The 12,477-nt window shown below is 45.8% G+C and carries 12 protein-coding genes and 1 pseudogene; 4 read left to right on the plus strand and 9 right to left on the minus strand.

Features of this window, described 5'->3' with window-relative positions; translation table 11 throughout:
* Window positions 1–5 precede the first annotated feature (5 nt).
* Window positions 6–920 carry a heme ABC transporter substrate-binding protein ShuT gene (gene shuT, locus ACJHYR_RS09060; protein WP_001322813.1) on the minus strand — a complete coding sequence of 305 codons (915 nt, stop codon included), beginning with the start codon at window positions 918–920 and terminating at the stop codon, window positions 6–8.
* Between the two features lie 683 nt (window positions 921–1,603).
* Here shuT and chuA point away from each other — a divergent pair.
* Window positions 1,604–3,586 carry a TonB-dependent heme/hemoglobin receptor ChuA/ShuA gene (chuA, locus tag ACJHYR_RS09065; RefSeq protein WP_000089587.1) on the plus strand — a complete coding sequence of 661 codons (1,983 nt, stop codon included), beginning with the start codon at window positions 1,604–1,606 and terminating at the stop codon, window positions 3,584–3,586.
* A gap of 48 nt (window positions 3,587–3,634) precedes the next feature.
* Window positions 3,635–4,663, plus strand: a complete 1,029-nt coding sequence (gene chuS / locus ACJHYR_RS09070) for a hematinate-forming heme oxygenase ChuS (protein WP_001017181.1) — start codon at window positions 3,635–3,637, stop codon at window positions 4,661–4,663.
* Between the two features lie 60 nt (window positions 4,664–4,723).
* Here chuS and ACJHYR_RS09075 read toward each other — a convergent pair whose 3' ends face one another.
* The 4 genes and pseudogenes from ACJHYR_RS09075 to ACJHYR_RS09090 all read right to left on the minus strand — a co-directional run bounded on the left by ACJHYR_RS09075 (window position 4,724) and on the right by ACJHYR_RS09090 (window position 9,026).
* Window positions 4,724–5,254, minus strand: a complete 531-nt coding sequence (locus tag ACJHYR_RS09075; protein ID WP_000478615.1) for a helix-turn-helix transcriptional regulator — start codon at window positions 5,252–5,254, stop codon at window positions 4,724–4,726.
* Between the two features lie 152 nt (window positions 5,255–5,406).
* On the minus strand, window positions 5,407–5,973 hold the full coding sequence (gene slp / locus ACJHYR_RS09080; RefSeq protein ID WP_001057453.1) for an outer membrane lipoprotein Slp: 567 nt from the start codon (window positions 5,971–5,973) through the stop codon (window positions 5,407–5,409).
* A 351-nt stretch (window positions 5,974–6,324) separates the two neighbouring features.
* Window positions 6,325–7,441 (minus strand): annotated as a pseudogene (locus ACJHYR_RS09085) (hypothetical protein).
* Between the two features lie 580 nt (window positions 7,442–8,021).
* Window positions 8,022–9,026 (minus strand): permease, encoded by a 1,005-nt coding sequence (locus tag ACJHYR_RS09090; protein ID WP_059327892.1) that lies wholly within the window; start codon window positions 9,024–9,026, stop codon window positions 8,022–8,024.
* A gap of 107 nt (window positions 9,027–9,133) precedes the next feature.
* Here ACJHYR_RS09090 and ACJHYR_RS09095 point away from each other — a divergent pair, with 107 nt between their 5' ends.
* The gene (locus ACJHYR_RS09095) at window positions 9,134–9,454 is read left to right on the plus strand and encodes an ArsR/SmtB family transcription factor (protein ID WP_001175592.1); all 321 of its coding nucleotides are present in this window, start codon (window positions 9,134–9,136) and stop codon (window positions 9,452–9,454) included.
* Window positions 9,455–9,474: 20 nt separating this feature from the next.
* On the opposite strand, the gene arsC is transcribed toward ACJHYR_RS09095, so the two are convergent.
* The 4 genes from arsC to ACJHYR_RS09115 form a co-directional block, all read right to left on the minus strand.
* On the minus strand, window positions 9,475–9,900 hold the full coding sequence (gene arsC, locus ACJHYR_RS09100) for a glutaredoxin-dependent arsenate reductase (protein WP_000065798.1): 426 nt from the start codon (window positions 9,898–9,900) through the stop codon (window positions 9,475–9,477).
* A 12-nt stretch (window positions 9,901–9,912) separates the two neighbouring features.
* Window positions 9,913–11,202, minus strand: coding sequence for an arsenite/antimonite:H(+) antiporter ArsB (arsB, locus tag ACJHYR_RS09105; RefSeq protein ID WP_000922637.1), 1,290 nt, complete (start codon window positions 11,200–11,202; stop codon window positions 9,913–9,915).
* A 54-nt stretch (window positions 11,203–11,256) separates the two neighbouring features.
* The gene (gene arsR / locus ACJHYR_RS09110) at window positions 11,257–11,610 is read right to left on the minus strand and encodes an As(III)-sensing metalloregulatory transcriptional repressor ArsR (protein ID WP_059327891.1); all 354 of its coding nucleotides are present in this window, start codon (window positions 11,608–11,610) and stop codon (window positions 11,257–11,259) included.
* 246 nt (window positions 11,611–11,856) lie between these two features.
* Window positions 11,857–12,072, minus strand: coding sequence for a hypothetical protein (locus ACJHYR_RS09115; RefSeq protein WP_059327890.1), 216 nt, complete (start codon window positions 12,070–12,072; stop codon window positions 11,857–11,859).
* A gap of 278 nt (window positions 12,073–12,350) precedes the next feature.
* On the opposite strand from ACJHYR_RS09115, the gene dinQ reads away from it, so the two are divergent.
* The gene (gene dinQ, locus ACJHYR_RS09120; protein WP_001295215.1) at window positions 12,351–12,434 is read left to right on the plus strand and encodes a damage-inducible type I toxin DinQ; all 84 of its coding nucleotides are present in this window, start codon (window positions 12,351–12,353) and stop codon (window positions 12,432–12,434) included.
* Window positions 12,435–12,477: the final 43 nt, after the last annotated feature.

The following is a 12,477-nucleotide window of genomic DNA, read 5'->3' on the forward strand; positions in this document are numbered from 1 at the left end:
TCCATTTATTGCGGCCAAAGCTGCTGGTGTAAAGACTCAACGACATCAGCAATACGCGGACCCATTCCCAGAATCAGGTTTTGATCAACGGTGATAATGCGCTGGTTTTTCCATGCGGCAGTGTGGGTAATTCCGGCAATAGAACGTAGCCGATTAATATCGCCATCGACCATTTGTGAGGTTACGACAATCACTTCTGGATTGGCCGCAATCAGTGATTCTGCACTGTAGCTTTTGTACTGCTGGTGGGTTGCGACGTTTTCTGCTCCGGCAAGCGAAAGAATGGCGTCCGCGACGCTGCCTTTACCGGCAACCTGTGGCGCACTTCCGCCTGCGGAGAGAATAAACATGGCTTTAACCGGGGCTTTTTTGGCCGCCACGTTTTGCTGTACTCGCTCCAGGCGTTGGTTGATCTGTGTCACCAGCGCCTCGCCTTGTTCAGGAACCTGTAGCGTTTTTGCCAGTTGGCGAATGTTGGCGTACATCTGCTGAAGGGTGGCAGGCACACGCGGCAGGGTGACGACGTTGACTTTCTGCGCTCGTAGTTGGTCGAGCACAATTTGTGGCCCGGCATCCTGCCAGGTAATTACGCTATCCGGGCGAAGTGACAAAATGCCTTCGCTGCTGAGTTGTTTCCAGTAGCCAATATGCGGCAGTTTGGCGGTTTCTGGTGGATAAGATGTCGTTTCATCGACACCAACCACGCGTTCGCCAGCGCCCATCGCGTAGATTAGCTCCGTCAGCGATCCTCCTGCGACCACGATACGTTCGGCAGCCGTTACGCTAAAAGCCCAGCTAAGAGCCAGTACTGCCGTAAACAATTTTTTTCGTTTTACCGCGGTCTTCGCGGCAGAGGCCACGGCTGAAATACATAACGTCAGTGGGGAAAAAAGAAACGGCCTGGTGATGATCCTTGGCATAATATGAGAACTCTTATCAAATTGAGAATGATCATGATTATCATTTGAGTTATATATGAAATACAACCGTCGATTCAATACGCAAGGCGTTACAAGCGTATTTATTTTTGATTTTTATCAAGATGCTTCGTCAGCTAACGTTCTTGTTACCGACTAAATTTCAGCGCGGGAAAAAGCTGAGAACCCAGAGATATCGAGGCTTGCAGAGCAAAGCGAAGAGAAAATTATCACTGTTAACGACAAAGTTTAGTGATGAGGTCATGGGGGAATAACCATAAAAATAAAGTGGTTTCCAGGGCGCAGGATAAGTTTCATAACCCCCTGTTTATTGTGTTAATGGCGGTTAAAAAAAAGCTTGATCATAAAAAATTGATCGATAATAATTCTCATTATCACGTTTGCATTTAACAAAATACGGCCATATGGATAACAAAGCCATATCATTTACAAGGGGTAACGCACAGCGCTCTTCACTCCTGATGGGGCATATCGTTTTGCCTGACAAAGAGGGCGTGCTTTTGCGTATTTGCCGAGATACCAGGCAATTTCATGGGATATAAACGCCTGTAAACTCACCCGGCGAATATTATCGCTCTGAATTTTAAATAAATTTATTTTTCGCCAGCCACCCCGGTATTAACCCAGGCAGCCAGCATTTTTTATTTTCCTCATGGAGAATCGCTATGTCACGTCCGCAATTTACCTCGTTGCGTTTGAGTTTGTTGGCTTTGGCTGTTTCTGCCACCTTGCCAACGTTTGCTTTTGCTACTGAAACCATGACCGTTACGGCAACGGGGAATGCCCGTAGTTCCTTCGAAGCGCCTATGATGGTCAGCGTCATCGACACTTCCGCTCCTGAAAATCAAACGGCTACTTCAGCCACCGATCTGCTGCGTCATGTTCCTGGAATTACTCTTGATGGTACCGGACGAACCAACGGTCAGGATGTAAATATGCGTGGCTATGATCATCGCGGCGTGCTGGTTCTTGTCGATGGTGTTCGCCAGGGAACGGATACCGGACACCTGAATGGTACTTTTCTTGATCCGGCGCTGATCAAGCGTGTTGAGATTGTTCGCGGACCTTCAGCATTACTGTATGGCAGTGGCGCGCTGGGTGGGGTGATCTCCTACGATACGGTCGATGCAAAAGATTTATTGCAGGAAGGACAAAGTAGTGGTTTTCGTGTCTTTGGTACTGGCGGCACGGGGGACCATAGCCTGGGATTAGGCGCGAGCGCGTTTGGGCGAACTGAAAATCTGGATGGTATTGTGGCCTGGTCCAGTCGCGATCGGGGTGATTTACGCCAGAGCAATGGTGAAACCGCGCCGAATGACGAGTCCATTAATAACATGCTGGCGAAAGGGACCTGGCAAATTGATTCAGCCCAGTCTCTGAGCGGTTTAGTGCGTTACTACAACAACGACGCGCGTGAACCAAAAAATCCGCAGACTGTTGAGGCTTCTGATAGCAGCAACCCGATGGTTGATCGTTCAACAATTCAACGCGATGCGCAGCTTTCTTATAAACTCGCCCCGCAGGGCAACGACTGGTTAAATGCAGATGCAAAAATTTACTGGTCGGAAGTCCGTATTAATGCGCAAAACACGGGGAGTTCCGGCGAGTATCGTGAACAGATAACAAAAGGAACCAGGCTGGAGAACCGTTCCACTCTATTTGCCGACAGTTTCGCTTCTCACTTACTGACATATGGCGGTGAGTATTATCGTCAGGAACAACATCCGGGCGGCGCGACGACGGGCTTCCCGCAAGCAAAAATCGATTTTAGCTCCGGCTGGCTACAGGATGAGATCACCTTACGCGATCTGCCGATTACCCTGCTTGGCGGAACCCGCTATGACAGTTATCGCGGTAGCAGCGACGGCTACAAAGATGTTGATGCCGACAAATGGTCATCTCGCGCGGGGATGACTATCAACCCGACTAACTGGCTGATGTTATTTGGCTCATATGCCCAGGCATTCCGCGCCCCGACGATGGGCGAAATGTATAACGATTCTAAGCACTTCTCGATTGGTCGCTTCTATACCAACTATTGGGTGCCAAACCCGAACTTACGTCCGGAAACTAACGAAACTCAGGAGTACGGTTTTGGGCTGCGTTTTGATGACCTGATGTTGTCCAATGATGCTCTGGAATTTAAAGCCAGCTACTTTGATACCAAAGCGAAGGATTACATCTCCACGACCGTCGATTTCGCGGCGGCGACAACTATGTCGTATAACGTCCCGAACGCCAAAATCTGGGGTTGGGATGTGATGACGAAATATACCACTGATCTGTTTAGCCTTGATGTGGCCTATAACCGTACCCGCGGCAAAGACACCGATACCGGCGAATATATCTCCAGTATTAACCCGGATACCGTTACCAGCACCCTGAATATTCCGATCGCTCACAGTGGCTTCTCTGTTGGGTGGGTTGGTACGTTTGCCGATCGCTCAACACATATCAGCAGCAGTTACAGCAAACAACCAGGCTATGGCGTGAATGATTTCTACGTCAGTTATCAAGGGCAGCAGGCGCTCAAAGGTATGACCACTACTTTGGTGTTGGGTAACGCTTTCGACAAAGAGTACTGGTCGCCACAAGGCATCCCACAGGATGGTCGTAATGGAAAAATTTTCGTGAGTTATCAATGGTAATCATCTGCCCCGATATTTCGGGGCATTTATATGGAAGGAAGAGAGACAATGAACCACTACACACGCTGGCTTGAGTTAAAAGAACAAAATCCCGGAAAGTACGCGCGTGACATCGCAGGTTTAATGAATATTAGCGAAGCAGAACTGGCATTTGCGCGCGTCACGCACGATGCGTGGCGGATGTGCGGCGATATCCGTGACATTCTGGCGGCGCTCGAAAGTGTTGGCGAGACCAAATGTATTTGCCGTAATGAATATGCAGTCCATGAGCAAGTTGGTGCGTTCACAAACCAGCATTTGAACGGACATGCCGGATTGATCCTCAATCCACGCGCGCTGGATTTGCGTCTGTTTCTCAATCAATGGGCCAGTGTTTTTCACATTAAAGAAAATACGACTCGTGGCGAACGCCAGAGTATTCAGTTCTTTGATCATCAGGGCGATGCATTACTAAAAGTTTATGCCACCGACAATACCGATATGGCGGCATGGAGTGAGCTTCTGGCACGGTTTATCACCGATGAGAATACGCCGCTTGAGTTAAAAGCCGTTGATGCGCCAGTCGTTCAAATGCGAGCCGATGCCAGTGTGGTCGAGCAAGAGTGGCGGGCGATGACCGACGTTCATCAGTTTTTTACGTTGCTCAAGCGCCACAACCTGACGCGCCAACAGGCGTTCAATCTGGTGGCAGACGATTTGGCCTGCAAAGTATCCAACAGTGCGTTGGCGCAAATTCTTGAATCTGCACAGCAGGATGGTAATGAAATCATGGTGTTTGTTGGCAACCGTGGCTGCGTACAGATTTTCACTGGCGTGGTAGAAAAAGTGGTGCCAATGAAAGGTTGGCTGAATATTTTTAACCCGACGTTTACTCTTCATCTATTAGAAGAGAGCATTGCTGAAACCTGGGTAACCCGTAAGCCTGCTAGTGACGGTTATGTGACCAGTCTGGAATTGTTTGCCCATGATGGTACGCAGATAGCGCAACTTTATGGTCAACGTACAGAAGGCGAACAGGAGCAAGCGCAATGGCGTAAGCAAATTGCTTCGCTGATACCGGAAGTCGTTACTGCATAACGTATAATTAACGGGAGGTCTGGCTATTTATTGCTGGGCCTCTTTATATTAATCAATCGATCACACCAGATAATCAATATGCTGATGGCGTACCAACTCATTGATCCGCTTAAGATTGAGGATCATCATGATATTGTGTTTATGGCAGTAGAACGTTTTTAGCGATATTTTCAGTTTCTCCAGAATATCTTCCGTTGTCATTTGATTCGCAATGCAGCTCAGAACCTGATGCTGCTTGCGCGAAAGGGACACATCCGCTTCAGGCACAGAGCAGTAACTGCCATTGATGAGTGCGACAAAGTCGATGATGGTGATAGTTCGCGGAACAAAGGTCACCGGTACTTTCCCCAGGCAGCGTTTAATATTAAAGGGGGAGAAAATAATCACATGGACAGGTTTTAATCGTTCAATTTGAGTGAGCAAATTAGAATGAAATACATTATTCATTAATGTATCAATAATGACGAAGGCATGCTGATGCAACATTACGTCGATCTCTTCTTCGTTCTGTATATGAACGACATTACCTTTACTCAGAATGTTTTTCATCGCAGTGAAGAACATCGTATCCCTGGTAATTATAAGAAACATAACCGACTCCTGGTGCGGACATTAACTTTATAATCAGTTTGCCAAAGGTAATTAACAGGACAGGGCTTATAATAATAGTTAGCTGGCTGTGTATTAATTTGATGTAATGCATGATGCAGATGCTGAGAAAGCATCTGCATCTTTCGGTGGTGTTATTTGACCAGCTCAGGTGTTACCTGACTCACCGCGTTGGTGTAGTAAGGCGCACCCCAGCCCGGTTCCGGCCAGAATGCACCATAGCCGTAATCCCACAGGTTATAGGTGGTATTAACCACTTCTCTCAAATGCCACACCTGGATGCCCTGCATATTCACTTCGAGGAAGTTATACGGGACTTTATTGATAAAGCCAGGTTGTTCACCCTGAATGGTACCGAGGATGGTAACAAAGTGATTACGATAGTTCACTGGATCAAGGAAGCCGCTTTGTCTGGCGAGCAGTCGGCCCTGATAGTTGGCTTCAATATCAGGCTTCGCATAGCTATCCAACGGTAATACAGCGATTTCTAACAACGTATCCGTTTTGCCATTGATAACGTTGATAACCTTCCCGCCAAAGCGCGCTTGTTGACCAACATATAACCCCGGCTGGTTATGAACAGCAACAAAACTTTTTTGAATATCAGGTTGGTTATTGCCTTTGATATTTTGCGGAATTGAACTACATGCGGCAAGCAAAAATGAAAGGCTGAGGATGAGTGCACCTTTTGTCATGTTCATGTTACTATCCTTATCAACAAATATTAAAACCATAATAGATATTTCTTTATAGTTTTCATCTGATTCTGAGGCGATATGCCTGATAGTAACGTAAACCTGTCTGATGTTTATATCCCTTCTGTTTAGTTTAATTCTGTTAATTTTGGGGCGTGACATGAGTATCCATCGCCCCATAAAATAGCCTTTTTTTAAAGGTACATAAAATCTATTTTTATTCAATGATTATAAAGTGCTAATGTTCATATTATGGGATTATATTCTGGTAATGATTTGATAAGCGAATTCTTTTGCCAGTTGGTGTTTCTATTTCCACCCCATAATTTATAGTTTTTTCATCAGGTAGCGATCTCTTTAAATAAGGTGCGTATGACATTTTTTTGGGGTTAAGCATCTCGTATTGAAATACTTCGAATTGATATTCAGACATTTCTGCCCATGTTTGAATTTTATTGTATCGGGAGAGTGTCGTAAAGGCTTTAACTTGCTTATAACATTGCTTTTGGAATTCTTTCTGATATTTTAATATGTCATTGTATGAAATATTGGTTATCCTGGCCTCTAAGAATTTAATTATTGTCGAAGCAATTTCCGCTTTTGCTCGTAAAAAGTTGTCATTAATGGTTAATAATGTTGAAAATAAACCTTCGATTTGTTTGTCAAGGTATTGTTCGTCTTTATATAATTTTGGGGTAGGGTGTTCTTTATGTGAAAAAATAGCGTCACCTAAATTTGCGTCAGTGAAATTTATATTAAGTAGATCTTCGAAATAAAACCTTGACAAGGTTAGAACGAACCCGGACAGGTTCTGTCCTGTCATATTGAAATCAATAAAGTTGGTTCCGGCAAAGACTTTCATCCTGTTTTTATTTTCACTGTGCTCAATATATAACTTCGTCATTTTTTGATACAGGTTTTGAATATCTTTTATATTAGTCGGTAAGTCAGCTCGTTGTTCAGCAATAAAATTAGTATCTGAAAACATGGTTTGGACACTGAATCTTACTGGTATTCCCTCTTCTACGCTAATTTTAGTTATGATTGCCTTGTCGGGTTTAGGATTAGCGACAACAATGATTCGACATTCAGCACTTTTGTTTTTTTCGTATCTAATGTTATTAATCTGATTAAGTATTGATTGTGTCTGTTGCGTAAGTGGTGTCGAACTTATCGTTTCAATGTTAGTAATAAGACTTACAAGTTGAGCCACAACTTTTGAGTAGTCTGCATTTGTATATGTAGTGTTCGTGTGGCACGCATTAATTTGTTGAAGTTGGTGTTGCGCTAAATCATATTGATCAGAGGTATATCCTTCTCCAGAGAATGTGGAATTAATGGGTTGTTGTTCTTCCCAATTATCGCAAGGCCACTTCGGTGTGTCTGGCGTTTTAGCATTTTCGGTATTTGTTGTGCAGTTATAAATATCGCCGTGATATGTATTTATTATACCTGGGGTAAAGTCAATTGACATAAAATTCCTTATTGTTCATCTATTTCGCTAAATTTTTGTAAATCGGAGAATTAGAGCAGGAATGGATTTTCTTCTACGCGGAAATAAACACAATGCGTCATATCTTCCTGATATAATTACCTTTGATTTCCCTTTTATCTCCACCCGGTAATATTTGTGTATAAAAAAAGGGCAGTGATAGTATCGTAAAGGAAAACGTTAACAACTATCAAAAAGCGCTCATTTTAAAAAGTTATGATGTTCACCGATAGTGTGTGAAGTGATATTTTTGTGATGTTTTAGATGTGTAATAATGAACCAGGTTAAAGTGTATTTAAAAATGTGTTGTATTGGCGACTGAAATCTGCCCTTTAAAAGGGGGGATAGCACTGAAACAAAGAGACATTGCTTCTCCGATAAAATGTCAGAGAAGCATGATTGCGTGGTGATCGTCGATTGATGACTTACTGACGGATCCGTCATCATTCTCAAAGCATTAGTTAAGTTATTTGTGATTTTTAAGGATTATCCTGTCTATGATTTTCTACTCAGAAGGATAAGGCACTAACAATGCTCCTTATAGTTTACTGCTGGCATCTATTTAAAATAGCATTTGAGTCAAATAGCCCATCAAGATAGCCATACCTAATATAACCGTCAGGAATGCAACTATCATCGGTATTCTGAACATTGATTTAAGTAATATCACTTCCGTCAGGCTTGCGCCGGCACTGCCGATGATTAATGCCATTAATGCTCCCAGACCCATTCCTTTTGTCATCAGAACAGATGCCAGAGGGATAACCGCCTCTGCCCGGATATATAGCGGAATACCGACAACGGCGCTCAATGGGATGGCGAAGGGATTATCTGCCCCTGCATGAGCGGCAATCCATTCTGAGGGAATAAAGCCATAAATAAAAGAGCCTATTAATACCCCTAACAAAAGATATGGCAGTACATCTTTAAACTGTTGCAACGCATCTTTGGTGGCTAGTTTTATGGGATTAATACTTATTACCACAGCTTTGGTACTGCAACAGTTTACTACAGGTTTCTCAATGGCTTTAGCCGCTGGACTACAGCAACTCACTTTTATTGGCGTATATGTCGTCCCCGGCGAAGTTTTGGCTGGAGCACAACAATTTGCTGATGAGCTTTTACTGGCAATGATATGACGTTCAAATCCCAGGGAATCCAGGATAATACTGGCAAGTACGGAGACGCCGGCGGCGATAATCGCGTACAACAAGGTAACTTTCCAGCCAAAAGTCACCCACATTAACCCGACGATAATGGGATTAAGTAATGGGGAAACAAATAAAAAAGTGAGGGTCGGACCAAACCCGGCTTTCGCTGATAACAATCCACGTAACATGGGGATTGTCGAGCAACTACAGAACGGGGTAACGGCTCCCAACAGAGCAGCCAGGAGATAACCTCTCCCTTTTCTGGCCCCCATCATCTGCTGGATTTTATGGTCTGGCACCTTTTGTCTTATCAGGCTCACACCGGCACTAATCACTATAAACAGCAAAGAAAGCTCAACGGCGAGAAACACAAACATCTCTGCGGCATCTTGCAGCATCGCAAGCCAACTACTCATACGTAACCTCATTGAATAAATCTATATTTCCAGAATAATCGAAATGAAATTCAGATCAAGATATTTCTGGTATTATCGAAATATCAACCAGACAAAGGGGGTGTCATATGCAGTTGGAAGAAGTTGCTAAAGCGCTGAAAGAGCTAGGTCACCCGACCCGTTTGTTCATATTCAAACACCTGGTCAAAGCGGGGGAACAAGGTTTGCCGGTCGGTGAGTTGCAAAAGCAGCTTGGGATACCCGGCTCTACACTCAGTCACCATATTTCAGCACTGGTATCGGTAGGGCTGGTCAAACAAAACCGTGAGAGTCGAACGCTGATGTGTGTTTCGCAATACGCAATGCTGGAAGCGATAATTGAATTCTTACGCGAGGAGTGCTGCGTAAATAGCAAAACACATGGCGAAGGGGCCACGAAGAACAAATAAGGGGGCATATCCCCCTTTAGCTATTTCAGGCGATTACCCGCCTCATCAACCACTTTCTCGCCATCTTCCTTGGTGAACGCGCCTTGTTGCGCATTTGGCAGAATTTCCAGCACCACTTCTGAAGGGCGGCACAGGCGAGTTCCCAACGGCGTCACCACAATCGGGCGATTAATCAGAATCGGGTGCTGAAGCATAAAGTCGATTAACTGATCGTCAGTAAATTTATCTTCTGCAAGGCCCAGTTCCTCATACGGCTCGACGTTTTTACGCAGCAGCGCGCGTACGGAAATCCCCATATCGGCAATGAGTTTGACCAGTTCATCACGCGTCGGTGGGGTTTCCAGATAATAGACAATGGTCGGTTCTGTGCCGCTGTTGCGGATCATCTCCAGCGTATTTCGCGACGTGCCGCAGGCTGGGTTGTGATAAATGGTAATGTTGCTCATATCAATATCTCATTACAAAGTGAAAGAGAGACGTAGCGCCAGCGCAGCCAGCGTCACAAAAAGCACCGGCAGGGTCATGATAATCCCTGTACGGAAGTAATATCCCCAGCTGATAGTCATATTCTTCTGCGAAAGTACGTGCAGCCAGAGCAGCGTCGCCAGGCTACCAATTGGGGTAATTTTCGGCCCCAAATCGCAGCCAATCACGTTGGCATAAACCATCGCTTCTTTGATAACGCCAGATGCCGTGCTGCCATCAATGGACAACGCGCCAACCAGTACCGTCGGCATATTGTTCATAATAGAAGAGAGGAAGGCGGTGAGGAATCCGGTGCCGAGCGTCGCGGCCCACAGGCCGTTTTCCGCCAGCACGTTGAGTACGCCAGAAAGATATTCCGTTAGTCCGGCATTGCGCAGGCCATAAACCACCAGATACATGCCGAGCGAGAAGATGACAATCTGCCAGGGCGCACCGCGCAGGACTTTACCCGTATTAATTGCATGACCGCGTTTAGCGACGGCAAATAATATCAGCGCGCCCACTGCCGCAATGGCGCTTACCGGAATGCCGAGCGGTTCCAGGACGAAAAATCCCACCAGCAGAAACAGTAAAACAACCCAGCCAGTTTTGAACGTAGCAGGATCTTTAATCGCTTCTGCGGGAGATTTCAGCAGCGCCATATCGTAGTTCTGTGGAATATCTTTGCGGAAATAGAGATGCAACATCACCAGCGTTGCAACAATTGCGGCGATATCCACCGGCACCATCACCGATGCGTATTCGCGAAAGCCGAGGCCAAAGAAATCTGCGGAAACGATATTCACCAGGTTGGAGACAATAAGCGGCAGGCTGGCGGTATCGGCAATGAACCCGGCCGCCATCACGAACGCAAGCGTAGTGCCTTTACTGAACCCTAAAGCCAGCAGCATGGCGATGACAATCGGTGTCAAAATAAGCGCCGCGCCATCATTGGCAAACAGAGCTGCAACGGCAGCACCGAGCAGGACAATCCAGGTAAACAGCAAGCGACCGCGTCCATTGCCCCAGCGTGAGACGTGCAGCGCCGCCCATTCAAAAAAGCCGGACTCATCCAGCAGCAGGCTGATGATAATGACGGCAATAAACGCCGCCGTCGCGTTCCAGACGATATTCCACACCACCGGAATATCACCCGGATGTACCACGCCCGTAACTAACGCCAGTACTGCGCCGAGCGTTGCACTCCAGCCGATGCCTAAACCTTTCGGCTGCCAGATAACCAATACAATGGTCAGGACAAAGATAGCGCCTGCCAGTAACATAATGCCTCCCGGATAAAACACATGCGAAAATCCATATGTGTTTAGCTAAATTTTTTAACTACAAATGTTCTTACTGTCTGCGGAACAATTTTGTCGAGCCAGGTTGCGGACAATCACCTGAACCTTTTCCTGTTCGCATCGCCAGGCCTGCTCAATAATTTTCGCGGCCCATGATGGAATATGCGGTGATAAGCGGTAATGAACCCACTTACCCTGCTTGCGATCCAGCAATAGCCCACTTTCACGCAGCAATGCCAGGTGGCGGGATATCTTGGGCTGCGACTGATCGAGGGCAGTACAGAGATCGCAGACGCATAATTCTCCCAGCTCGCTGAGCAGTAAAACGATGCCCAGACGGGTTTCATCAGCAAGAATTTTGAACAGTTGGATGGGTAACAGAAATGACATATTGCGCTCCTGATTGTTGCAGGTAGTGTCTCTCTTTGAAGCGGATAAGTCAAAAACATATATGACTTAACGAATATGTAAGTGCAGAGAAAGGTATAGGTGTGAATTAAGCGTTGGGTATTCATTTGAAAGGAGGTCTGAATCAGGACGTAAAAAAACCGACTTTGCGTCGGTTTTTTACTTTCCAGCCCTGAGTTGGTGGCTCTGGCCGGAGTGAGAATGCCCACATCTAACGGTTCAATACTATTAGCCAGTGGCTAACATTGCAAGCGTTAGCGATTTCTTCAGCTGGCGAAGGGACAGTTTGCTATACATGTTGGTGAAAGAGGATTTATATACTTTCATCGGGTCGCTGCCGTACCAGGCCTTGTCCGAATCCGGAAGTAAAAAACCGACTTTGCGTCGGTTTTTTACTTTCCAGCCCAGAGTTGGTGGCTCTGGCTGGAGTGAGAATGCCATCATCTAACGCATCAATGCTAATACCATACTGAAACTATTGCAAGGACATGCTGGTTTTATAACCTGTATGTACTGTATGATTATCCAGTTAGTTCTGAGGCATTTTCACTCTGGTAATGCGCATAAACGCTTTCAAAGTCCTGGTCAGAAGTACGGGTGGTGCCGTTAACTGATGCTCTGGCCGGAGTGAGAATGCCCACATCTAACAATGGGGCATGCGCCGTGACAGGCAGTGGATGAGTAAGCGGATGCATTCTCACTCCATCGCATGGAGAAAACGGGTGATTGATAAAGCAATCATCGTTCTTGGGGCGTTAATTGCGCTGCTGGAACTGATCCGCTTCCTGCTTCAGCTTCTGAACTGATAGCGGAAACGTAGCTAAGGGCAAAGAGCACACCACTCTTTGC

This window comes from Escherichia sp. WS1450, assembly GCF_046487395.1.
In the GTDB taxonomy this organism is placed as follows: domain Bacteria; phylum Pseudomonadota; class Gammaproteobacteria; order Enterobacterales; family Enterobacteriaceae; genus Escherichia; species Escherichia coli.